This is a genomic window from Streptomyces sp. NBC_00490, from assembly GCF_036013645.1.
Classification (GTDB): domain Bacteria; phylum Actinomycetota; class Actinomycetes; order Streptomycetales; family Streptomycetaceae; genus Streptomyces; species Streptomyces canus_F.
In genome coordinates, this window is record NZ_CP107869.1 from 34662 (window position 1) to 58386 (window position 23725).

At 70.4% G+C, this 23725-nt stretch carries 23 protein-coding genes; 20 read left to right on the forward strand and 3 right to left on the reverse strand.

The window, feature by feature from the left end; all coding sequences use genetic code 11:
- Positions 1–128 precede the first annotated feature (128 nt).
- Both OG381_RS00180 and OG381_RS00185 read left to right on the forward strand, forming a co-directional pair.
- The gene (locus OG381_RS00180) at positions 129–314 is read left to right on the forward strand and encodes a hypothetical protein (protein ID WP_327714007.1); all 186 of its coding nucleotides are present in this window, start codon (positions 129–131) and stop codon (positions 312–314) included.
- Between the two features lie 58 nt (positions 315–372).
- Positions 373–717 (forward strand): hypothetical protein, encoded by a 345-nt coding sequence (locus OG381_RS00185; protein WP_327714008.1) that lies wholly within the window; start codon positions 373–375, stop codon positions 715–717.
- Positions 718–859: 142 nt separating this feature from the next.
- Here the strand turns inward: OG381_RS00185 and OG381_RS00190 are convergent, their stop codons facing one another.
- A complete protein-coding gene (locus tag OG381_RS00190; protein ID WP_327714009.1) occupies positions 860–1240 on the reverse strand; it encodes a hypothetical protein in 381 nt (126 codons plus the stop codon).
- A gap of 238 nt (positions 1241–1478) precedes the next feature.
- Here OG381_RS00190 and OG381_RS00195 point away from each other — a divergent pair, with 238 nt between their 5' ends.
- A complete protein-coding gene (locus OG381_RS00195; RefSeq protein ID WP_327714010.1) occupies positions 1479–2036 on the forward strand; it encodes a GNAT family N-acetyltransferase in 558 nt (185 codons plus the stop codon).
- A 316-nt stretch (positions 2037–2352) separates the two neighbouring features.
- On the opposite strand, the gene OG381_RS00200 is transcribed toward OG381_RS00195, so the two are convergent.
- The gene (locus OG381_RS00200; protein ID WP_327714011.1) at positions 2353–3804 is read right to left on the reverse strand and encodes a hypothetical protein; all 1452 of its coding nucleotides are present in this window, start codon (positions 3802–3804) and stop codon (positions 2353–2355) included.
- Positions 3801–5246 (reverse strand): hypothetical protein, encoded by a 1446-nt coding sequence (locus OG381_RS00205; protein WP_327714012.1) that lies wholly within the window; start codon positions 5244–5246, stop codon positions 3801–3803. Before OG381_RS00205 ends, OG381_RS00200 begins: the two co-directional genes overlap by 4 nt.
- A gap of 726 nt (positions 5247–5972) precedes the next feature.
- Here OG381_RS00205 and OG381_RS00210 point away from each other — a divergent pair.
- The 17 genes from OG381_RS00210 to OG381_RS00290 all read left to right on the forward strand — a co-directional run bounded on the left by OG381_RS00210 (position 5973) and on the right by OG381_RS00290 (position 23712).
- Positions 5973–6902: a conjugal transfer protein gene (locus OG381_RS00210; RefSeq protein WP_327714013.1), complete on the forward strand. Its 930-nt coding sequence runs from the start codon at positions 5973–5975 to the stop codon at positions 6900–6902.
- A complete protein-coding gene (locus OG381_RS00215; protein ID WP_327714014.1) occupies positions 6899–7243 on the forward strand; it encodes a hypothetical protein in 345 nt (114 codons plus the stop codon). Before OG381_RS00210 ends, OG381_RS00215 begins: the two co-directional genes overlap by 4 nt.
- Positions 7244–7295: 52 nt before the next feature.
- Positions 7296–7787 carry a hypothetical protein gene (locus tag OG381_RS00220; protein ID WP_327714015.1) on the forward strand — a complete coding sequence of 164 codons (492 nt, stop codon included), beginning with the start codon at positions 7296–7298 and terminating at the stop codon, positions 7785–7787.
- A complete protein-coding gene (locus OG381_RS00225) occupies positions 7784–10471 on the forward strand; it encodes an ATP-binding protein (protein ID WP_327714016.1) in 2688 nt (895 codons plus the stop codon). Before OG381_RS00220 ends, OG381_RS00225 begins: the two co-directional genes overlap by 4 nt.
- Positions 10468–10842: a hypothetical protein gene (locus tag OG381_RS00230; protein WP_327714017.1), complete on the forward strand. Its 375-nt coding sequence runs from the start codon at positions 10468–10470 to the stop codon at positions 10840–10842. Before OG381_RS00225 ends, OG381_RS00230 begins: the two co-directional genes overlap by 4 nt.
- On the forward strand, positions 10843–13635 hold the full coding sequence (locus OG381_RS00235) for a hypothetical protein (protein ID WP_327714018.1): 2793 nt from the start codon (positions 10843–10845) through the stop codon (positions 13633–13635).
- 35 nt (positions 13636–13670) lie between these two features.
- Positions 13671–14783: a C40 family peptidase gene (locus OG381_RS00240; protein ID WP_327714019.1), complete on the forward strand. Its 1113-nt coding sequence runs from the start codon at positions 13671–13673 to the stop codon at positions 14781–14783.
- On the forward strand, positions 14780–15418 hold the full coding sequence (locus OG381_RS00245; protein ID WP_327714020.1) for a hypothetical protein: 639 nt from the start codon (positions 14780–14782) through the stop codon (positions 15416–15418). Before OG381_RS00240 ends, OG381_RS00245 begins: the two co-directional genes overlap by 4 nt.
- Entirely contained in the window at positions 15394–18039 is a 2646-nt protein-coding gene (locus tag OG381_RS00250; protein WP_327714021.1) for an ATP/GTP-binding protein, read from the forward strand. Before OG381_RS00245 ends, OG381_RS00250 begins: the two co-directional genes overlap by 25 nt.
- Positions 18040–18293: 254 nt before the next feature.
- Positions 18294–18521, forward strand: a complete 228-nt coding sequence (locus OG381_RS00255; RefSeq protein WP_327714022.1) for a hypothetical protein — start codon at positions 18294–18296, stop codon at positions 18519–18521.
- Between the two features lie 104 nt (positions 18522–18625).
- The gene (locus OG381_RS00260) at positions 18626–19210 is read left to right on the forward strand and encodes a hypothetical protein (protein ID WP_327714023.1); all 585 of its coding nucleotides are present in this window, start codon (positions 18626–18628) and stop codon (positions 19208–19210) included.
- A 13-nt stretch (positions 19211–19223) separates the two neighbouring features.
- The gene (locus OG381_RS00265) at positions 19224–19532 is read left to right on the forward strand and encodes a hypothetical protein (protein ID WP_327714024.1); all 309 of its coding nucleotides are present in this window, start codon (positions 19224–19226) and stop codon (positions 19530–19532) included.
- A gap of 280 nt (positions 19533–19812) precedes the next feature.
- Complete coding sequence (locus OG381_RS00270; protein ID WP_327714025.1) at positions 19813–20421, forward strand: hypothetical protein; 609 nt, start codon at positions 19813–19815, stop codon at positions 20419–20421.
- Positions 20415–21173, forward strand: a complete 759-nt coding sequence (locus OG381_RS00275; RefSeq protein WP_327714026.1) for a hypothetical protein — start codon at positions 20415–20417, stop codon at positions 21171–21173. Before OG381_RS00270 ends, OG381_RS00275 begins: the two co-directional genes overlap by 7 nt.
- Positions 21167–22012 (forward strand): ATP/GTP-binding protein, encoded by an 846-nt coding sequence (locus OG381_RS00280; RefSeq protein WP_327714027.1) that lies wholly within the window; start codon positions 21167–21169, stop codon positions 22010–22012. Before OG381_RS00275 ends, OG381_RS00280 begins: the two co-directional genes overlap by 7 nt.
- 21 nt (positions 22013–22033) lie before the next feature.
- Entirely contained in the window at positions 22034–22846 is an 813-nt protein-coding gene (locus OG381_RS00285) for a hypothetical protein (RefSeq protein ID WP_327714028.1), read from the forward strand.
- Positions 22840–23712, forward strand: coding sequence for an ATP/GTP-binding protein (locus OG381_RS00290; protein WP_327714029.1), 873 nt, complete (start codon positions 22840–22842; stop codon positions 23710–23712). Before OG381_RS00285 ends, OG381_RS00290 begins: the two co-directional genes overlap by 7 nt.
- Positions 23713–23725 lie beyond the last annotated feature (13 nt).

The following is a 23725-nucleotide window of genomic DNA, read 5'->3' on the forward strand; positions in this document are numbered from 1 at the left end:
CTGACCGGGGCAGTCTGCGGCAGTCGTCGCAGTCGCCCGTAGCCGATTGCGTAGCCGCCGCGGTGTCGATTGCGCAGGTCCGGCCCGTCGTGCGCAGCCGGTTGTGAGACGACTGCCGAAGCCGGACAATGCCTCACCACTCTGCCTGGCCTGTCGTCGAGCGGTTCTTCGCCCACCTGATGCGCACCCGCCGCCTGGCGCGGCACTTCGAGCGCCGCACCAGCAGCGCCGAGGCGATGATCTACTGGTCGATGACCCTGCTCATGACCCTCCGCCTGCCACGCCACGCCACGCCACGCCACTCGCGAGGGTGAACCGGTTTGCCGCTGGGCTTTTGGCCCAAGCCAGGTTGGCACCTGAGATCATTCGCCCATGAGCTATGACCTGGCCGTGTGGGACGGAGAGCTGCCGCGCGGCGACGAGGCCGGCGCTGTCTTCGACGAGCTTTACGAGCGCTACCTCGATTCTGACGACGAGATCGCCGAGTTGTCGCCGCGCATCTCGGCCTACGTCGAGGCACTCGTCGAGCGGTATCCAGACGATGTCGCCGGCAGCCCCTGGGCGTCACCGCCCGTCATGGGCGAGGCCTCGGGCCCGATCGTCTATCTGCTCATGTCCTACAGCAGGGCGGAGGAAGTCGCCGAATATGCGGCTGCCCTGGCACGCAAGCACGGGCTCGTCTGCTACGACCCCCAGGGAGAAACCCTCCGGGTCTGACGGTCGACGTTCACAACCCCTCGCTCTGTCCGGCCACGCCCTGCGAGAGCGAGAACCTACCCGGCACCGGCTCGACCAGCCACCCCCGGGCCACCATCCGCAACTACCGGCCGCCCGGGGCGGGAACTGCGGGGTCCGGTAGTCAGCAGAAGTCGAGCGGGACGCCCTTGTCCACGCAGTACCTCAAGACATCGATCAGCTGGCGGGCGTCATCGATGCGGCGTTCGAGGACGGGATCGTCGGCGACTTGTGGCCGCTGGCCGACGATCGCTTCTAGCCGTGGCAGCATGGCCGCGCACTGAGCGGGTGCCAGGTCGCCGTCGTCGTCTGGATGATTGAGCAGCGGCGCCAGCGTGGTGGTGATGCTGCTCCACGCGCGCTTCCCTCCGAAGCCGACCATCTCGGGAAGAGCGAATCCCTCGATTTGGGCCAGCCACTGCCTGAACAGGTTGAACCCGTAGTGTGACCACGAGATGTCCGGGCTGGCCACGTCGTCGTCTGCAGGGCAGAGCATGAGCCCCATCCAATGGCCTCCTTGCCTCGTTGGCACCCATGCTCAACTGGACGGAGGAAGATCAGCAACTGAAATGATCTGTCGCATGGCTACTCTGCATCAACCGAACTCGGCGCCCCAAGCCTTGGAACCCGTCCTTAAACCGTCGGGACACAGAGCCCGGACGGATGTTCGACGGCTGGCGCTGTTGTCTATGGCTCTCTTCGCCCCATGGATCCATGTTGTGTACCGCTGCGAGAATCCCTGAATGCGCCACACCGCTGACACTATGCCGGTCACTCTCTGGCCAGCGGGCATTGAACTGCGGCCTGTTGTCGAACAGTTGGCGCAGTTCTACCGGCATGACATGTCGGAGTTCCTCGGTCACCTGCCGGCGGAGGATGGCAGGTTCGGGTTCCGCAGTTTGCCCTTGTTCTTTGAAGAGCCAGGGCGGGAGGCCTTGCTGATCCGCTATGGGGAGGCTCCGGGCGGGTTCGTGCTGACCTGGCGGATGCCCGAGGGTGCGACCTCGATCTCTGCGTTCTTTGTCGTGCGAGCGCTGCGCAGGCGTGGCGTCGGTCGTCGGGCTGCTCTCCAGGTATTGCGCTCCAGGCCTGGTCCTTGGGCGATCGCCTTCCAGCAGGCTAATGAGGGGGCTGCGCGATTCTGGCGTGGTATCGCTACGGCGGCTGTAGGTTCGGATTGGCACGAAGAAACCCGCCCAGTGCCCCCACCGGCCCCTGCCAGCCTGCCGGACGACCATTGGCTGTTTCTGAATACAGCCACCACGGTGCAGCCGTCGCGTGACCCGAGCGTTGATTCATGATCGTGTGGGCACCGTGCCCACCCCCTGCCAGGCCGGAGCAGGACCCCGTGGCCGTGAAGGGGACCCTGGCCCGCTTGATACCGGCAGAGTCCGCCGCCCGGCCCGCACGCGAAGGCGCGCCGCCCCATCACGCGCAGCACCCGAAAGCTCTACGCGAAGCCCCCTGCAACACGATTGAGGCCGAACTGGCCCGTGAGCACCGAGCTCTCCACAGAGGCGTCTGTACGAGATCACCCGAGGGTCAGAGATGGGCTCTTGGCCCCGGGCGCCGTGCTGCGCGGCCCCTTCGCTACACCTTGGGCTTGGCGAAACTCCATCAGGGGTGGAAGAGCGGAGGAAGCAGACCGTCGCCCGGCCAGAACGGCTGCTCGGCAACGAGGCCGGGGAGAAACCTGTCGACCTCGGCCAGGATGGCGGCGCGCTCCAGGGGCCCGTAGGTGATGACCTGGCCGACGGCGGCGTCGAAGGCACGCACGTGGCTGTCGGGGCCGACGCAGACGAGGGCGCGTCCGATCTCGGGCAGTCCGAGGCTGAGGGCGTCGCACTCTCCCGTACGGACGAGTTGCACGAGGTCGGCGGTGACGGTCTCCCAGTCGCCGACCGACGGCCAGCTGGCACCGCCGTCCAGTTCGTGAGTGAGCGTGGAGAGCGGAATGATCTCGCCCGGCTGGCGTCCCCGGGTGAGGCGGTCGTGGATCCGGGCGCCGTCGGGCTGGCGTACCTGGGGGTGGAGCAGGGAGTCGGCGGCGACCACGGTGGTGTTGATCTCCTGGGTGCCGGAGTCGGGGTAGTAGGCCTCGTGCGCGAAGAGCAGGTAGGTGTCCGTGGCGCGGGCTGAGTCGTCGGTCTGGCTATGCATGGGCTGGGTTCCCTTCAGCAGTGGTGATGTGCCGGGCGCAGGTGCTGGGGCTGGCCGGGCCGCGCGTTCGAAGCCGGGCGGGAGCGGGCCCGATGGGCCTTCACGGCCAGGGGGCTGGTGCGCTGGTCCGGACGTTGATGCGGTGCGGGTGCGCTCGAGGGTCTGGGTGGCGTGGTCGGCGAGCTGGACCATCAGCCGCTCCCGGTTGATGAGGTGCGCCGAGGCCGCCAGGGTGTCCTGGCCCTGGAGCAGGCCGGCGGTATCCCACAGCAGGTGGTGGCCGAGTGCGGCCGAGCGGCGCAGTTCGAGGCGGTCGCTGGCAGCGGCGGCCTGGACGAGGACGGTGTGCAGGGTGGCGAGGCGCTGCAGGTAGCGGCATGAAGGGTCGCCCTCGACGAGGTGGACGTGTGCGCGGGCCCGCGCGTCCAGCCGGCCGGGCAGGTGCTGGGCGAGCAGCGGGGCGAGCAGCATCGCCGGCACCGTGGCATTCGTGGGGGCACCGCGGCTGAGGGCGAACAGGCCGACCAGCACGCCGATGAGGGCGACGGCAGCGGCGGAGAAGCGTAGGGATCCGGGGAGGGTGTCCGGGACGAGGTGCCTGGCGGGGCGTCGGGTCAGCCAGCGCAGGGCGATGCGCTGCCTGCGGCTGGCCCGCGGGGTGAGCACCCCGATCTGATGGGGGATCTCGGGGCGGCTGCCGTCGCCGGGGACGGTCCAGGCCAGCCACCCCCAGACGGTGCGTTCGTGGACGAGGACGAGTTCGCACGCGGGCGAGCAGGTGTGGTCGCGGATGTGGCCGGTGCGCAGGGCGCGGGCACGTTCCCTGTCCCACCGCTGCGGGTCGCGGGCGAAGGGCCGCTGGTGATGCGCGGCCGCGGTCTGCGGCGGGGTGTGGAGGGTGCCTGTCACAGGATGCTGCCTTCCATCGGGTCGGCCGCGACGGAGCCGCACGTCGTGCAGCGGCCGTCGCTGTCGGGGTGGGCGCGCCGGGGTGTGGGGCCGGGGCAGGTGCGGCACGGTGGCCAGCCGAGGCAGGTGGGGCAGAGGTCCTCGCCGGGGGCGGTGGCGGGGACGCCGCAGCCGGTGCATTCGACCAGGGCGCGGTAGGTGAGGGCCTCGCCCACCGTGCGCGCGGCCGTGGAGTTGGCCGCAGGCGGCTGCGGGTCGTCCCAGACGGGCTCGTCGTGGTGGTCGGGCTCGTCGTGGTGGTCGGCCGCGAGGGCGGGTGGGGGGTAGGCCTGGGCGGCTCGCAGGCGGGCGGCGATGATCGCGCCGACGGAGGTGCGCACCGGCTGCGGCAGGGGCCGGGCGGCGATGATGTGGAGCAGCTGCTCGCGGCTCCAGCCGGACTCCAGCATCACCGTGACGACGCGGCCTTGATCGGTCAGTGCCTGCCCGGTCAGCAGCAGTTCGGGCCGGGCTGCCGCGAGTTCGAGCAGCAGGTGGATGCCGGGATGGAGTTCGTCCGCCGGCGGTGCGGGTGCGGTCGCGTCCGCGGCTGGTGTCTCGCTGGAGGTGTGCGCGGTGTCGCCGTGCTCGCATGGACGGAGGGGGCTGGTGTTCTGCTGAGTGGTGTTCTTTCTGTTGGTGTTCTTAAGGGGGCGATTACCCGGCGCCGGGTAATCCGCTGGCGGAAAACCCGTCACCGGTTGCGACCTGCGGTTTTCCAGGGCCGGCAGGTCCGTGATGAAGTACGCGACGGTACCGAGGGTGCCGTCGTGGTTGCGGGTCTGTTCCCGGCGCAGGAAGCCGTGCTTCTCCAGCTCCTGGAGGCCGCTCTTCACCGCCGCTACTCCGTCGCGGCCGCGGCGCGTCAGGTCCGCGACCGTCACCTGCCAGCCGTCCCGGTGCGTGCTGATCAGACCGAACAGCCCCTTCGCCTTGAACGACAGCCGCTCATCGCGCAAGAGACCGTTGGCGATCTGTGTGAACTGATCCGCCGCCATCACCCCCCGACGGATCCCCGCCCCGCCGTCGACACGGTGTGCCGAAGCAGAAGGGAGCGCCGCGACGGGCTGTGGAAGGCGGGTGTCGCCGGTCGCGGGCCGGTCGGTGATGGAGAAGACGAAGTCGCCGAGGGTGCCGTCGTCCCGCCGTAGTTGTTCGCGCACGAGGTAGCCGTGGGTCTGCAGCTCGCTCAGGCCGACCCGTATCGCGTCCCGCCCGTCGCGCCCGGCCCGCATGAGATCGGCGACGGTCACCTGCCACCCGGTCCGGTGGGTACTGATGGAGCCGAAGATGCCCTTCGCTTTGAAGGACAGCCGCTCATCGCGGAAGAGACCGTTGGCGATCTGAGTGAACTGATCCGCCGCCATCACCCCGCGGCGGATCCCCGCCCCGAGGCGGCTCATCGCGATCCCTCGCGCGCCATGCACCCGCGGCCGTCGATGCTCTGCGGCCTGCCTGAGCGGGCGGAGCGAACAGGGGCGTCGATTGAATAGACGTGGGCGATGTCCATGCCGTCAGCTCATCCGGCACCCCAGACCAGAAGGCCGACCATGAGCCCAGACCAACGGTCACGATCCGACAACTTGCGCTGTGGACGGGCCTGGTACGCCCATGGTCTGGCCGTACCACGCATCCCAGCGCTGCTGCGCAATCGGGGCGCACGACCGACTGCGCAGCCGTGGCCGGCGTCCTGCGCAATCGGTGCGGGGATCCTGCGCAATCGACTTGTGCGAGTGACTGCGCAGCCGGGCCCCGCGTCCTGCGCAGCCGACTGCGCAGCCTTTGTCGGGCCTGCGCACCGGTGCGCCGATCCTGCGCAATCGACTTGTGCGGGTGACTGCCGGCCCGGCCGGTATAGGGACGCGCCGCTGCTTCCCGACCGCTTCAGACGGCTGCGCAGTACGCATCTGCCGTCCCGGCAACCGCTGGGAGCTTCTCCCTGGAGACAGGCCGTCGCGGGGTGTCGAAATGTCGTGGTGCGGCTCGTGGTCTGGCCGTACCACAGGCCGTACCACGGGTTTGTGTCCCTTTCGTAATCGTGGTCTGGCCTTCGTGGTCTGCGGTGTGGTCTGGGGCAGCGGGTTGTCTCGGGTCAGAAGCAACGACTGGTTCTGACCTGGGAGTTCGTAATGTCTCGTGCCAAGCAGGCAGCGCAGGAGCAGGCTGTTCCTGCGACCGCTGCGGGGGCTCGGCTGCAGCAGATGCGGCGCCGGGTGCGCCTGTCCCGGCTGAGCGTGTGGGCGGTGATGGCGGCCGGGCCCGTCGCGCTGGCCGTCGCCGTGGCCAGCCCCGCGGCCGTGGTCCGTGCGGCCCCCGCAACCAAGCCGGCCACCGTGAAAACGGCCGCGGCGGGCACCCCGGCCGGCTACGCGACGGTGTTCCTCACCGCGTGGCTGCGCAGCCACGCAGGAGACGAGCGCAGTGCGCAGGCCCGGCTTGCGCAGTCGATGGCCCCCAATGTCGATCTCCCCGAGACGTCGGCTGCGCAGCCCGGGCCCGAGGCGGTCGTGGCGGTGCGCAGTGCGCAGCAGACCGGCCACGCGTGGTCGGTGACGCTGGCTGCGCAGTACGCCGACGGACGGTTGCGCTACTTCGCGGTGCCGGTCCTCACCGATCGCGCAGGAGCCTCGTTCACGGTGTCCGGGGCCCCTGCGGTGGTGGCGTCCCCGGCCCGCATCGAGGGGCCGCCATCGCCGTACACGGTGACGGTGCCGACGGGCGGTGATCTGCCCTCCGCGGTCGGGGAGTTCCTGGCCGCCTATCTCACCGGCGCCGGGGAGGTCGACCGCTACCTCGCCCCCGGGGTGCGCCTGGCACCGGTCTCCCCTGCCCCGTACCAGTCCGTCACGGTCGAACAGCTGCTGGCCGCCGACGAGGCAGCGGCCGCCGTATCCGTCCCCACAGACGGGACACGGGTTGGGGTGATGGTCCAGGCGGAGGCCCGGGACAACGGTGGGCGGTGGCCGCTGGCGTACGAGTTCACGCTCACTGCCCGCTCCGGCCGGTGGGAGGTGTCCGCGCTGGAGTCGGGCACCGCTCAGGGCGGGGGCGCCCGATGACCACCACCGTGCACGGCCAGATGCTCGCAGGGAAGCTGGACGATCTCGGCGACGCGTGGATCACCATGTTCCAGGACTGGGCGACCAAGGGCCTGCAGGCCGGTCTGCTCGTCCTGGTCGTCATCATCATGATCCAGAAGTTCTCGCTGAAGGCGGGAATCGGCGCCCTGCTCCTGATGATCGTCGCGCTGGGGCTCTACAACTCCCGCGACTCGCTCGCGGACATGTTCGAGGACGAGGTCAACAACCCCTCCCAGGGCGCACCCGCCGTCCCCGGCACGGTCCGCTCCGAGCTCCCCGTCTCCCGCGTGCACGCGCCCGGCGCAGGGGGCTGGCTGTGACCGCCGCCACCGGGCGGGTAGGCCGCTTCTACACCGCCGCGCGCCGCCACCCGTGGGTGGGAAGGTCGCCGACTGGAAGATCCCGCTGGGCCCGTACACGCCCGCGCAGATCGCGGTCGCCGTTGTCGGCGGCTTCCTGCTCATCAAAACCATCGGCTGGTGGTCATGGATGGGGCCCGTCCCTCTGGTGGCCTGGCTGCTGGCGATCTGGGTGGTCCGCCGCCCCAGGATCCGGGGGCGTGCCCCGATGCCGGCGACGCTGGGCTGGGTGCTGCTGGGGTGGCAGCCGCAGGGAGGCCGCATCGGCGGGCGGGCCGCCCGCGATCGTGCTGCCCGCCCCCTGCTCGGGGGTTTCACGATCGAGGACGTCCCCCGCCCCGCTCCGCCCGCCCCGTCGGTTCGTCCAGTTCCGCGGCCGGCCGGTGCCCGCTCGTCGATGCCCCGCCGCACAAAGCCGGCTGCTCCCGTGGCGGCGGGGATCGGGCCGGTGTCGGGGGTTCAGCAACTGCTCAGCCGTGCCGGGCAGAGCGGGGGTGTGCGGTGAGGGTGCCGTTCCGTCATATCGCTGGGCACCTGGTGTGGTCGACGCAGGGCAGTGTGTGGGCGATCTACCGCCTGCACCCGGGCCCGGATGAGCGCGGCCAGGTCGAGGAGAGCGTCCAGGGCACCTATGTGCCCGCCGCGGTCCGCGACGAACAGCTCGCCAAGATCACCCACATGGTGCGCTCCCTGTCCGGGGCACCACGCCTGTTCGGCCTTGCCGCGCAGGTCGATCCCGGCGAGATCGCCCTGAAGATGATCGACGGCATCGAGCCCGCCGACACCGCGCCGGGCACGGATCACCCGTGGGTGGAGAACGTCGAGGCCACTTTGGATCTCCTGGACGACCAGGAGATGCACCGCCGCACCCTGTGGCTGGCCGTGCCGCTGCAGTCCGAGAACGCCGGGCTCCAGGTTGCGGCGTCGCTCGGCTCGGCCTGGGCAGAGCTGGCTCCCCTTCTCGGCATGCGCCCCGGCCCCATCGCCCGCCGCGAGGTGCAGGCGTATCGCGAGCAGGCCGCCCGGGTCGAGGCCACGCTCGCCGGCGGGATCGCGTTCCGCCCCGCCCGCCCGGCGGAGGTGGTGTGGATGATCCAGCACGCCCTGCACCGCGGCGTTGCCGAGCCGCTGCTGGCGGAGGCAGAGGACAGCGACCTGTACGGCGGGCAGCTGCGGGACGGGGTGCTGCGCTCCCCCAGCTACGCCGACCTCGGACAGGTGCGTCTGCAGGAGGGCGGCATCGACCCCGGCCTGGACGACGCCGGCGACCTCAAGAGCGCAGGCCGGCTCACGCGCTCGGGCCGCACGGCCTGGTGGCGGATCAACGGTGGCTCGCCGCTCGGGCGGCGGTGGTTGCAGGTCGAATCCGACGCAGGGACCGGCTACCAGGCCCATTTGGCGCTGGCCGAGTGCCCGCCCGCGGTCAGCCAGGACGCCGCGGATCTCTTCGCCCAGCTGGAGTCCTTGGACTTTCCCGTCGACTACGCCATCGACCTCACCTTGGTGCCTGCGGAGAAGGCGCGGGCGCAGGTGCAGCGCAAGAAGAACGAACTCATCGACCAGGCCGACCAGTACGACGCCCGCCCCACCGGCATGCCCGCCTCGCTCAGCGAGGCGGCCCGCGACCTGGGCGAGTTGGACGCACGGCTGTCGCGTACCTCGGTGGAGGTCGAGGTGCAGTCGGTGACCGTGCTGACGGTGTGGGGGCCGACCGCCGCCGTCTGCGACTCCCGGGCCCGCGCCCTGGCCGCCCTCCTCAGCGGGGCGGACTACCGGGCGGTGCGCCCGGCCGGGCTGCAGGAAGCCCTCTTCACGCTCGGCCTGCCCGGCACCGTGCGGCCCGGTGTAGTGCGGGAGTTCACCCAGCACCAGGTCAGCGAGGACTGGGCACTGTCCGGGGCCTTCACCCTCGGGGACGTCGGCGACCCGAACGGGATGTTCCTCGGGATCGACCTGGACTGCGGCACCACCCGCCCCGTCATGATCAACGTGGCGGATGCGCCGAAGCAGGACGCCTCCGCCTCGATGGGGATCGTCGGCGACCTGGGGGCGGGCAAGAGTGTCCTGCAGAAGCTGATCGCGGAGGCGGTGTGGGCGCGCGGCGGCTGCGCGATCTGCATCGATCGCACCCCCGTACGCGAGTGGGCCACCTTCGCCCGCACCGCCGCGCAGGGCCGGGTGCAGATCATCGACGCCGCACAGGCCGAAGTCTCCATCGACCCGCTGCGCATGTTTCCCGGGCCCGAAGGCCGCCACTACGCCCTGTCCTATCTCACGCTGCAGCTCGGCATCGGCCCGATGAGTACCAACGGGGAGGTCCTGCACCACGCCGTCGAACAGACCGCTGCGAGTGCGAGCCCGTCCATGCACCGGGTGCTTCAGGTCCTGGAGGAGATGGCCACGGGTGAGGCGGGCAGGCGCCAGGACGCGGCCGCCACCCTGGCCGGTCTCATCCGTGTGGTTGCCACCAACCCGTTGGCGGCGATGGTGTTCGACCCGGCGCTGCCGCCGGTTCGGCTGGACGCCTCCACCGCCCACGACATGATCGTCATCACCACGACCGGCCTGAAGCTGCCGCCGAAGGCTGCGTTCGCCATCCCGGAGATCCTGCACCAGCAGCCTTTGGAAGCGCTGATCGGCCGGGCGGTGCTCTACCTGATCGCCGCCCTCGCCCGGCAGACCGCGTTCGAAGACCCGGCACGGTTCACCTCCGTGGTCCTGGACGAGCTGTACTGGCTCACCTCCTCCGCGGAGGGGACCGCGCTGGTCCACGAGATCCTCCACGACGGCCGCAAGCACGGTGCCGGACTGCTGGCCGGCTCGCACGACGCCGCCGAACTCGGTCCGGACCGCGGCCTGATGGCCTACCGGGCCCTGGCCCGCACCGCGGACCGGGAACGCGCCCGCCGCGGCCTGGACTTCATCGGCCTCGACCCCGACGACCCGGAGCTGCTCCGGCTGGTGACCACCGGTCTGTCTCCGGTCGGGCAGAAGGGCCGCGAGGGCGAGTTCCTGCTGACCTGCCCCCGGCAGAACACCGGCCGGATCAAGGCCGTCATCCCCCGCATCGCGCGTATCGCCACGTCCATCACCACCACCCCGGGAGGCCGCACAAGCGCGGTCCCGCACACCGCCACGGGGCCGAATTCCGGTGAGGCCGGGGCACGTCCGAAGGAACTCATCCGATGACCGCCTCCTCGTCCTTCCCCTCCGCCCGCTCCCGGCGGCTGGCCGCCGTGGCGAGCGTGCTGATCGTGATCAACGTTGCGGCCGCCGTCGTCGCCCTGGTGGTGGGGGCGAGCCTGCGGGAGTCGTGGTGGCCGCGCACCGGAGCCGCGTTCGTCGCCGAGACCTCTTCACCTCGCCAGGATCCCTGTGAGGTGATCGTGGGACCGGCCAAGGCGTACTGCGAGCGCGGGGCGTCCGCCTCGGTCTCGTCTCCTGCCGCTGCCCGCCAGGATCTTGGCGATGCGGCATGGCGGCTGGTGCCCGCCGGAGCAGGCCTGGCAGCCCTGGTGATGTGGCGGCGCCGCAGCACCACGACGCGAGGGCGGGCCTGAATGATCCGCCCAGACCGCGCCACGCTCCGCTCGGCCGGCCTTCTGCTGCTCCTCACCGGTGTGTTCGTGATGGTCAACAGCCAGGTCGTGTATGCGGCGAGCAGCACTAGCGAGACCGGAGACCTGCTGTCCCCGCTGAACATCACGTCTTCCGAGGGTGTGCCGATTAACGGCTACGAGCTCAATGCCCAGGGCGGTTCCATCTTCAGTTTCCAGGCGCAGTCGCTCTCGTTCGCCCTGTCCGGGCTGTTCACCGTGATCCGGCTGCTGGTCGGGTTGGCCGGGTGGGCGATCGAGCTCGCGTTCCGGTTCCCGCTGCTGAAGATCCTCATCAAGCCGGCGCAGCGGGTCGCCGACGCCTACGAGACGGTCGTCGTCGACACCCTGGGGCTGAAAGGGCTGTTGCTGGCGTGGGCGTTTGTCTTCGCCGGGTTCATGATCGTGCGGGGTCGGGTCGGCCGCGGTCTGGGCGAGATCTTCCTGACGCTGACGATCGCGGCGTTCGCCGCGTCCGCGTTCGTGCGCCCCGACTACCTGCTCGCCCCCGGCGGCCCGCTCGGGCAGACCCAGCAGGTGGCCGCAGAGGTGGCGCAGGAGAGCGTCGCCTCCTATGACTGGGGCGGCAAGCTCGCCAGTCTGGGCCCGTGCGATCGGATGGCAGGCGCGCAGGAGGCCAAGTGCCTTGAGCAGGAGGCTGCAGCGCCCGTTGGCGCCACTGACGTGGCCCGTCCGCTGCAGGACTCGATCACCAATGCGCTGATCGTCAAGCCATACATGCTGCTGCAGTACGGCAGGGTCCTCGACCCGGCCAAACAGTCCGATCGCAAGGCCTATGCCGTCCATCTGAAATGGATCACCGGCGGCTACAAGGCAGGAGCGCAGGACCAGCAGGGCGAAAAGGGAGGGGACGAGGACACCTGTGACCTGATCAAGGGGCCCGCCAAGAAGTACTGCGAACGAGCCATCAATCCCGGCGCTGCTGTTGATGATCCGACAGAGGATCTGCCCGCTGTTGGGGTGGTTCCGGGGCAGTCGCTGGGGGACATCGACAGTGCCGCCTTCAGTGAGGAAGGCCAGCAGTTCGCCGCGTTCCTCGAGGACCTCGAAGACGCCGGGGCCGTCGGCAAGGCCTGTGCCTCTTATGCGCAGAAGCCCACCTGGTGGCGGGTCGGCGGCGCCGCCCTGCTGCTCGTCGCGGCGTTCTTCATCTGCGGCATGCTGCTGTCCAGCGCGATCGTGCTGCTGGGCACCCAGGGCATCGGCGCGGCCGCGGCGGCCGCCGGAGGGCTGGCTTTCATCGCCGGGATGCTGCCCGGTCCGGCGCGGCAGTCGGTGTGGAAGTGGATGTCGATCTGGGGCATCGCGATCCTCGCCATGGTCGGCATCTGCGCGTTCGTGCCGTTCTTCGGGATCGCCGTGGACGCCACCATCACCAACGGCCCCGACCTGATGGTCGAACGCATTCTGCTGATCGACGTCCTGGCGATCGCCAGCGCGGCCGGGCACCGCCGCCTGCTCACCGGAATCACGTCCTTCGGGCGGCGCATGGCGATGCGGATGCGCTACGCCAAGGTCGGCGGCACCCACCTGCCCGGCGACACCTCCGAACTCGGCGCCGCCCTCGCCATGAACTCCCCCGCCGCGCTCGGCGGGTACGGCGGCGGTGGTCTGCGCGCCTTCACCGGCGGCGGGGGCGGCCGGTTCGCCGTCCTCGGCACCCGGCAGCGCCTGATGGGCGCGCTCACGTCGGTGTTCGACGGGGCGGGCATGCCGGTCGACACCGGCCGGGTGCTCGCCGACGCGAGGGCCGAAGCCGGGCGGGGGCTGGCCCCCCTCACTGCGGCGGCGGCCGCAGGCGGGCTGGGCGCCCGGGTCGGCCTGACCGGCGCCCGCCTGGGGGCCAAGGGGGCGCACTGGCTGCTGATCGGCCGCCGCCCCGACCACGAGAAGTTGGCCAAGTGGCGCAAGCCCACCGCAGACGGGGATCCGCACGCGGGCGGGCCGCCGGGCGGCGGCGCAGGTCCGGGTCCGGGTGGTCGGGGGCCGCGGCGGCCTGGCGGGCCGCCGGACCGCTACCGCAATGAGGACGGTGAGGTGGTCGATGCCCGCACGGGCGAGGTGCTGCACGACCAGCACTCTGATCGCACCTTGCTGTCGACGCGGGCTCACAACCGGATGGTCCGCTACCGCGGGTACCGCATCCTGCACCGCGGCGGCCGGCTCGTCTACGGGGCAACGCACGGTCTGCCCGAGAACGTCCGCCGCGTCCGGGCAGGCGGCTCGCGTTACTCGCAGGATGCCCGTCAGCAGGCGCGGGTGTGGGGCAACACGGTCCGCGAGGACGCCCGCGCCTGGGGAGACACGCGGCGGCACGTCGAGCGCGTCCTGAGCGAGCACACCGACGACCGCGGCGGGACCGGTCCGTTCACCGGCCGCCGCCTGCCCACCACGACTGCATCAGGCGCCTCCTCTGCTGGAGGTGCGCCCGCCAGCCGCCCTGCAACCGGCACCTCGCCCGCCCCCGCGCGGCCTTCCCGGCCGGCCGCCGGTCCTGAGCCGGGGCTGCCTCCCGTGCCGCTCCCCCGCCGGGACGGCCCTACGCCGCGGCCGAGCTCCGGCAGCCGACTTGGCGGACCGGTCCTCCCCGGGGGCGGCAGTGCAGACAGCCGCTCCCGCCAGGAGGCGGCAGCCCGGATGCGGGAGCTGATGCGGCGTACCGCGCCGGAGGCCGAACGGCTGCGCCAGGAGCGGGAGCGGGCCCCGCGACGCGACGAGGGCGGTGAGGGCGAGTGAAGCGGCCCGGCCGGCGGGTGAGGCGGTGGGCATGCATGGTCGCGCTGCTGATGTTCGCCGCCGTGTGCTGTGCCGCCCCGGTCGGCAACGCGATCAGCGCGTACGTTGCGCTGCAGACGGGTGCGCAGGACGACAGCGGAATCGCCGAGGGCGGCAGCGCCGCGGACATCCCGGCCCGGATGCTGATGGCGTACAAGAAGGCCGTCCAGCAGGTCGGCACGCATGTAACGAAGTGCCAGGGGATGCGCTGGCCGGTCCTCGCCGGGATCGCCAAGGTCGAGTCCAACCACGCCACCGGACATGGCATCGCCGGCAACGGGGACATCCGCCCCCGGATTTACGGGGTGCTCCTCAACGGTTCCGGGGCGGGCGGCAACACCACGGCTTTCCCGGACACCGACGGCGGCCGCTGGGACGGCACCGCCAGCGGGGAGCGTGCTGTTGGCCCGTTCCAGTTCCTGCCCTCCACCTGGCAAGGCGTCGGCAAGGACGGCAACGGTGACCAGGTCGCTGATCCGCACAACGCCGACGATGCCGCGCTCGGTGCCGCGATCTACCTGTGCGGAAACGGCCGCGACCTGTCCGAGCGGGCCCAGCTCAAGGCGGCAATCTTCCAGTACAACCACTCCGGCGAGTACGTGGCGAACGTGCTCGGGTGGATCGACCAGTACACGGCGGCCGCCAAGGATCCGGGTCTGGGCCACGCCTCGGGGAAGGTCCGCACCGTCCTCGAGACGGCACTCGCCCAACGGGGTGTCCCCTACTCCTGGGGCGGCGGGAATGCGAAGGGCCCGTCGTACGGGATCTGCTGCTCGCCCAGCGGGAAGAGCGGCGCAAGCATCAAGGGCTTCGACTGCTCAGGGCTGACGACCTACGCCTACGCGCGGGTGGGTATTCGACTGCCGCGTACCGCGGCCGCGCAGGCGGGCATCGGCCGGCGCATCCCCGCGAGCCTCGGCACCAGCGCGCTCAAGCCCGGTGATCTCGTCTTCTACGCGTACGCCCCCGGCCGCGATTCCACGATCTACCACGTCGGGATCTATCTGGGCGGCGGGCAGATGGTCAACGCCGCCCGCCCCGGCACGGTGGTCCGCCTGGACGCGGTCGAGGCCATGTCCGGCTATGCGGGGGGAGCTCGACTGCTGTGACCACTCCCCCGCGCTCGCCGCGTCTGCTGGTGCTGAGCACCGTCGTCCTCGCCGTCTGCGGCGTCGCCCTGCTGGCCGTGCCGCACGGCCAGGAGCAGCAGGCCCCGGGCTCGTCGCCGGTCTCCGTGACCGGGGTGCCGTCGTCGGCGGCCGCCGCGCCTGCGGGCATCGCGCCGACCATCGAGGCGGCGCCGTCCAAGCCGCGCGCTGCCTCGCCATCGCCGGTCGTTCCGTCGGCGCTACCGCCGCATGGCGAGGGGACTGCTGGCGACCGGACCGTCCAGGAGGCGCTGGAAGGGGCCTGGCCCGCGGACCTTCCCGCCACTGACGAACGGGAGTTGCTCGCCACTGGTCGTGCGCTGCTGCGTGCGGACGTGACGGGAGTTGGCCGTGAGAAGTGGCCAGAGATCTTCCGCCACTCCGCTGCCGGGTCCCCGGCGTTCGCCGCTGCTCGCTTCCGTATCCAGGCCGCGATCGCCCGCCAAGACGGCCGCCCGAACCGGGCGGTGGTGCATCTGGTGTGGGCCGGTATGGACCGCGGCGGCACCTTCACCGACCTGCGCGTCACCGACTGGCACTTCACCCGCACCACAACGAAGGGAGCACCCGCGTGGACTCCGCAGCCCCGTACCTGACCCACCGAGCCGATCAGACGGCCTCAGGTGAGGTACTCGGCCTGGTCTCGAGCCTGGTCGACACCGCCTCCTGGCTGTACGCCCACTGGTATGTGCTCGCCGTGGCCATCGGCGTGTGCTGGGGGGCGGGTGAGTGGGCGGTCCGTGCGATGGCGGCGCACGCTTCGGCCGAGCGGATGGCTTTGGAGTTGGTTCCCAACCGGCACTTCGACCCGGGCTTTGAGGTGATTTTCAGACGTGGTGTCCAGCTTGCTCGCGCGTCCACCGCGATGCCCTGGTGGGCGCCGCGCCGGGCGAAGAGTGTGCAGATCCGGCTGCGTGCGGACGGGAGTGTGCCGTTGCGCTACCGGATCGAAGGACCGGCGGGCGGTGAGCGGCTGCTGTCCATCACCCCGTTCGGGCCGGACATCACCGTCAACCGGGCCCGGCCGATCGTGGATGAGCCCCGCGAGCACACGGTGCGCGCCGAGTTCATCCTGCGCGGCAAGCTCACGGCCCCGCTGCGCGAGGTGCCGCTGGATCCTGATCCGCTGCAGCCGCTCGTGGATGCCGTGTCCGACCTGCGGGCCGAGCTCGGCGACCTCGCCGAGATACGCCTGGACATCCAGCGCGCCCCGAAGTGGGCCCTGCGGGCGCGCCGCCTGCAGCTGATGAGTGCCGCGCGCCAAGCCGAACGCCGGGAGGCACAGCGGTCCGCGCGCTGGCTGCGCCAGGATGCCAGCGGTATCGAGGATTCCTGGAGCGGGCAGCTGCAACACCTCCTCAGCGACCGCTCCGGCTCCAGTGCCGGACGGCGGCTGGTGATGCCGCCGGTGCCCCGCCGGGTCGAGCCGGCCGAGGCGCTGGGCAAGCTCGCCGAGGACGACCACCTGGTGCGCGTGCAGCTGCTGGTGATGTGCGCCTCCAACACCGAAGGCCGCGCCCAGGCCAGGCTCGCCCAACTCCAGGCCGCGTTCGATGTATTCGGCGGCCGCTCACGGTGGGCGATGCGCGGCTGGCGGCTCGGACCGTGGCGGATCGGCGCCGACCAGTGGCCCACCCGACACGCTTTCGAGCGCCGCTGGGACCTGGGGCACTGCCAGCCACCGCGCGCGAACTGGGTACGGCTGGAGGAGCTCACCGGCCTGCTCAAGCCGCCCACCGTCAACTGCCGCCTGCCAGTCCTCGCCGGCGACCTGCCGACCTTCACCTTCGGCGATCCCGGATTGCTGCTGCAGGGCACCTACCGCGGCCCGGACGGCGAGCCACGGCTGGTCGCCACGTACGCCGAAGAGACCTTGTTCGAGGTCGGAACGGGCAAGGCGGGCGGCGGCAAGACCGAACGCGCCCTGGCCCAGGCGATCGGCTGGGCCCACGCAGGCGGCGGGCTCGTCTTCGTCGACCCGCACCGCGACTCCTGGCCACGGGCCACCCCGTTCCTCGCACACGACCACCTGATGCCGCGGATCGCGCTGGTCGACCTCAACGCTCTGGGCCCCAACCCGAAGGTGAGTTCGTGGAACCCGCTCGGCATGCACCACGGTCCGGCAGCGCACGAGGTCGTCGAAGCGATCGCCGACGCCTATGGGGCCGCACTGGCCTGGGACGACGCGAGTGCTCCGCGCGCGCTCACCATCCTGGTCGCCGCGCTCACCGTCCTGGTCGCGGTCAACGAGAAGGCCTGCCAGGCCGGCCGGCCCGAGGACCAGGCCACGATCTTCCACGTCCGGGCCCTGCTCACCGACGCCGGGTTCCGCACGGCCGCACTCGCCGCTGTCGCCGACCGGCTGGACGAGGAGAGCCGCTCGTGGTGGACGGGCGTCTTCCCGACGCTGGCGCCGGACGCGTTCTCGGTGGTCCTCAACCCGATCGCCCGCCTGGCCGCCAACCCGATCACCCGCGCCTTTCTCGGCCAGCCCGTCGGCGTCTACAACATCCGCACGGCGATGGACTCCCGGATGATCGTGTGGGTGTGCCCGGGCGGCAACGGGCCCACCGACCGCCTGCTGACCGCGCTCCTGGCCCGCGACCTGCTGCGCGCCGCACGCTCCCGGCGCGACACGCCCCCGGAGCAGCGGGTGCCGTTCCGCCCGTACTTCGACGAACTGATCACCCTGACCGGCGCGGCCCCGGAGACCATCGCCGCGATGTTCGAGGACCTGCGCAAGTACCGGTGCCACGTCCACGGCATGACCCAGCTGCTGTCCCGGCTGCCCGCCCCGGTACGGCTGTCCCTGCTGCAGAACGCCTCCACCCTGGCCACCACCGCCGGATCGAAGACCGCGATCGCCGCGGTCACCGCCGAGTGGGGCGACAACCCCACCCCGGAGAGGGTCGCCACCATGGAGCGCTTCGAGCACTACGTCTCCCTGACCGTGCGCGGCCGCCGTGTCGGACCCGTCCAGCTGCGCGGCCCGCACCTCGACACCGTCTTCGCCGCCCAGGCCCGCCCCGGACGAGTCCCCCAACTGGAGCGGGCCGCCCAGGACAAGGCCGGGGCGCTTCCGCTGGACCAGCTCACCGCACGCGCCGCGCAGCAACTCGACAACGTCGCCGCCTTCCTCGCCGCGCACGCTCCTGCCGGCGCCACCGCTGCCCGCGCCGCCGCCCATCAGTCGAAAGACGCACACGGATGGACCTGACCCTGGGAACCGCTGTCGTGCACGACCTCGAAGAGCGCGGCCCTACCGCCGACGTGTGGGCAGCGCTGGTCGGCGGCGGTCCCGCCCGTGGACGCAGCCGTGACGCGACGCGTGACTCCCGGGGTGAATGTCGCAGCCTTGCAACTACCCCGAAAACCTCTTGTAGTTTGCGCACGCGAACCATAAATTGTCTGCCACACGGCGAGGCCCGCGAGAGTGAAGGCCTTACCTGTAGCCGAACTTGGGAGTGCCTGATGGCTCAAGCAACGGAACAGATTCGCAACGACGAAGCATACGAAGTAGACGAGTGGCCGCCCCTGACGCGGGCCGTCTCCTACATCGGGAGCGCCTGCGTCATCCAGGGCAGCGGCGACTTCGACCCGAACGACCTCGCGGCGGTCCGCCGCCGCTTCCCCGGCCGATACGTGTCCCTGGACGGCGACGTAATCACCGTATGGCCGCCCTGCGGGCCCGCCCAGTGACCGGCCGCCCGGAGCCGCCGCTCCCCCGCAGCCCTGGCCAGCACCCGCAACTCGTCGCACAAGCGCCTGCAGATCGTTCATCCGACCCGAGAGGACGCAAATCCATGAGGAGACGGGACACCACAGAGCGCAGAACACGCCTGCCGGCTGTGGGGATCACGGTGGGGCTGGCGCTGGCACTGGCCGGCTGCTCGGACTCGGGCAGCAGCACGCTGCCCGACCGTGCTGCAGCGGCCACCCTGCACGGGGGTAACTCCTCACCGCGCAGCCACCAGGAACGAACGGCGGATCCGCAGGCGGAGCTCGCCGGCCGCAACGGGCTGGTCCTGACGATCACGGTGGCCGAGCGGGACCGGGCGGCCGGCTACCTCACCGTCCACGGTGACCTGACGAACAACGGTCCCAAGACGACCGTGGTCCCGGCCGAGTTACGCGGCAACGAGACGGACGTCCTCAGGACCGGCTCATCGCTGACTGGGGCGACGGTCGTCGATTTCTCAGCCCGCAAGCGCTACTACGTCCTGCGCGACACCGACGACCGCCCGCTCACCACGACGGGACTGTCCACTCTCGAGCCCGGTGAGAGCGCGCGTGTCTTCATGCAGTTCCCCGCGCCACCGCCGAGCACCGGCACAGTCGGCTTCCACCTGCCTCAGTTCGACACCGCGAACATCGCGATCTCCGGGTGAGGTGACGGTCTTCATGCGATCGATCCGTTCCCTCCTTGCCGGCTTGCTCGCCGCCGGGGCAGCCGGAGCAGTCGCCCTGAGCGCGATGGCCGGCGCCACCCCCTCCGCGGACACGACACCCGCTCCCGGCACCCTGCTGTCCGCCGAGCCCACAAGGGCCGACGGCGGCACGGGCAGATCCGGCCTCGCGCTGCGCACAGGAGCCACGCTCGCTCCGCCCAAGATCCTCGAGATCGGCTCGGATCCGGTCGACATCACTCAGCGGATCTCGGACCAGGACGGCGCCGAGCGCCGACAGGCCCCGGAGAAGGAGGAGCAGTGACGTTCACGCAACTGGTGCGTCCCTGTCCTGCGGGTCCCGGGAATCGTGCGCGACCGGAACTGACGAATCCGCACCCCCATCGGTCGGCTTCTGGCCCTACATGTGACCAGAGAGGGCCCGAGTGGTTTGAGTCAACTCGCCGCCTGCAAAGCGTAGTTGGCTGGCATATGCGTTACCTTGCGGTCACTCACGAGCATCACAGCAGCTGGAAGCGGCCGTGCGCCCAGAACGCCGATGAGCGGCGGGCGGAGACAGCGGTCATGTCGTACGGGGAGACAACATGACACGGGCAACACGACGCAAGACCGGGCGCTCCGGTGTTCGCGCCCGCACCTACGCAACCGTCCTGCTCGTCACGGGCAGCCTGGCGCTGGCCGGTTGCAGCGAGAGCCCCGCAAAGGATGACGCCGCGAAGGAGCCAGCGTCCCCTTCCTCTGCGGCGGCGTCGACGTCGACGAGCCCGGATGCTCAGACCAAGGCCGAGGACGAGGTCCGCACCGCCTACAGCGCCCTGTGGGGCGAACAGGTCAAGGCCTACGCGCAAGCGGACATCAAAGGCACCGACCTCAAGAAGTACGCGACGAAGGATGCCCTCGCGCAGGCCATGGGCGACGTACTGGTCATGCAGAAGGCCGGCACCGCCACCAAGGGTGCCCCGGTGAACGACGTCACCGATGTCACCGTGACACTCACCGGCAAGACACCCACCGCGACACTGCGGGACTGCCTGGACATCTCGAACTGGCGCACCGTCAAGAAGAAGACCGGAGCGGTGAAGCCATTCCCGACGAACCAGCCTCTGCGCTACGTGACGACGGCGACTGCGGAGAAGTGGGGCACGCAGTGGATGATCACAGAGCTCACGCCGGACGGGAGCAGCACATGCTGAGGCGCTCCGCTCTGGCCGCGTTCCTCACCGCCTCTCGCGATCACGCAAAAGCATCACCGCAGATGGGCCGGGCCTCGATGCCGGGCCGATGCCTGCTGGAAACCACAGCAGCGTTTCTGTCGCACCGCTTCGTACAGGGAGACAACGTGACACGAGCAGCACGACGCGCGGCCGGGCGCCCGGGTGTTCGCGCCCGCACCTACGCAGCCACCCTGCTCGTCACGGGCAGCCTGGCGCTGGCCGGTTGCAGCGAGAGCACGACGAAGGACGACGCTTCAGAGTCGAAGGCCCCATCTGCTGCGCCGTCCACGCCGACCGCCGCCTCTGGGTCTCCGAGTGCTGATCCCGGAGCAGCCGTCGAGGCGCTTTACCGCAAGTACTGGGACGAGAAGGTCAAAGCCTATGGAAAGGCCAGCGTTCAGGGCACGGATCTGAAGAAGTACGCCGTCGCTGAGGCCTACCTCCAAGACGAGACCGAAGTGAAGGCCTTGAAGGCCAAGGGACTCGTGGCGACGGGCAAACCGGTCCTGGCTCCCGAGGTCGATTCGGTCGACATGAAGAGGAAGACGCCGCACGCGTCTTTGACCGACTGCACCGATGTCTCGCAGTGGACGCTCGTCAAGAAGTCCAGCGGCCAGGCGGTCACCCTCCCACAGGGCCGGCTGACGAAGTACATCACCAAGGTCGAAGCAGAGAAGTGGTACGGCAACTGGGTGATCGTCAAAATCACGCCGCAGGACCAGACATGCTGATTCGCCATAGCACGGTGGCGGCGCTGGCCTCCGCGTTGGTCGTCGCCTCAGCCGCCACGGCCCATGCCGGGGACGACCCGGACATCGACAAGGGCAACTGCGACCTGCTGTCGTTCTGCGTGGGGGTAGGCACGCAAGACAAGAGCGACGGGCAGAACGGTCAGGGATCCAACGCCGGCCAGGACACCACCGGGGGCGCAGCTCCCGACTGCACGTCCCAGGCCATGGACCCGCAACCACCCCCCGGCAGCACGTACTACCAGGACGGAAAGACCGTCTACGAGTACGTCTGCGACGTGGACGGTGACGGGCTCGTCGAGATAGGCGCCGGAGCCGACCAAGACGCCGCACCGCCGGTCGATCCCGCCGTTGTCGCGCAGCAGGCCGTCGACAAAATGAAACTGGCAGGGCCCGATGTCGCCAGCCCACGGGCGGCGGGCAAGTACACCGTCGGCGTGCCCGTGTGGATGTGGGTCAACCAGAGCGCCACGACCTACGGCCCCAACTCAGCGTCCGCGACGGCCGGCGGAGTCACCGTCACCGCCACCGCGAGGGTCTCGAAGATCGTGTGGCAGATGGGCGACGGCGCCACGGTCACGTGCACGGGCCCCGGCACGGCCTATCAGGCATCGGACGGCATGGCGAAGTCCCCGACATGCGGCCACGTCTACAGCACAACGTCAGCCCATGAGCCGGGCGGCAAGTTCGCGCTGAGCGCCACGTCGACATGGACGATCAACTGGCAGATCACCGGAGGCGGCGGAGGAACAGGGCAGCTCATCGAGAAGCGGCAGTCCCAGATCCCCGTCGCGATCGGCGAACTCCAAGTCGTCAGGTAGCACCGCCGGAAGGAGAAAGCGTTGAGCACGACACAAGAACGCCCCGCGCCCCCGGTCGGCATACCTCCGCAGGGGCAGGTCGCCAACCCAGTGAGGCCGCCGCGGGTGTCGGCGCGCCGACACCGCCCGGGCATATCGCAGTCACGCAAAAGCATCACCGCAGATGCGCCGGGCCTTGATGCCGCGCCGATGCCTGCTGGTAACCACAACAGCGGTTCTGCCGCACCGCTCGAACGGGGAGACAACGTGACACGAGCCCACCGACTCCGAAAGCACGCCGCCCTGATGGCCGTGACCGGCCTGGCCCTGCTGGCCGCGTGCAGCTCCGGCGACGGCGACTCCGCTGCTGAGGCGTCAGCCTCCGTTGCCTCACCGAGTCCTTCGCCATCGAAGGACTCGACGCCCGCAGACCCCGACGCTGCGGTGAAGGCTGCCGTGCTCGCCGCCTTCGACGGCATGACCACCGAGCAGGCGAAGGCATACCGGCAGGCTTCCGCGATGGGAACACGACTCTCGAGCTACGCCACCCTCGATGCCCTGTCGAAGATCGAGCTGGACCTGTATCGGATGAAGAAGACAGGGACCGTCGTGCGCGGCCAGATCGGCCACGACGCCCAGGTGACCGACCTCGACATGAGCGCCAAGACGCCCAAGGCGACGCTGTCGGACTGCGTCGACCTGTCGAAGTACGAGACCTACGACACGAAAGCGAAGAAGGTAATCCCGCTCCCGACCAACCAGCCGCTGCGGTACCAAGCGACAGCCAAGGCAGAGCGATGGGACGGCCGTTGGATGGTGACCGACGTCAACACCCAGGGGGGCGGCGAATGCTGAGACGCGGAGTGGCGACAACGGCCGCGGTGGTCCTGACGGGCGTTCTCACCCCTGCCGCGTATGCCGAGGGCGATGGCTCCGGCCTCTGCGCGGGGGCCTCGATGTACGTCAAGGTGTGCGCCCAGGACGGCAGGCGTGCGTCCGGCGCGTCTGGCTCGGGCGAGGAAGAGGGCACAGCCGGCAGAAGCACGTCCAGCGCGGACAGTTCGGACGCGCCGAAGTGCACTTACGAGAAGCTCAACCCGCAGCCCCCGGCGGAGAACTTAGCCATGCAGGAAGGCAAGCGCCAGGGCGGCACCGGCGCCGTCTACCGCGTCGTGTGCCCAGAGACCGGCCGCATCGGCGTGGTCTGGATCTCAGAGGGCACCGACCCGGCTGTGCCCGCGATCGATCCAGAGGTCCTTGCACGGCAGGCCGTCGACAAAATGAAGCTGGCGGGCCCCGATGTCGCCAGCCCCCGGGCGGCGGGCAAGTACACCGTCGGTGTGCCCGTGTGGATGTGGGTCAACCAGAGCGCCACGACCTACGGCCCCAACACCGCCTCCGCGACGGCCGGAGGAGTCACCGTCACCGCCACCGCGAGCGTCTCGAAGATCGTGTGGCGGATGGGCGACGGCGCCACGGTCACCTGCACGGGCCCCGGTACCGCCTATCAGGCATCGGACGGCATGGCGAAGTCCCCAACTTGCGGCCACACCTACATGCGCAGCTCCGTCTCCAAGGCCGACGGCAAGTACACCCTCACGGCCACGTCCACCTGGACCGTGGACTGGCAGGTCAACGGAGGCGGCGAAGCTGGTCAGTTCACCGAGATCAGACAGTCCCAGGCCCAGGTAGCGATCGGCGAACTGCAGGTCGTCAGGTAGCACCGCCGGAAGG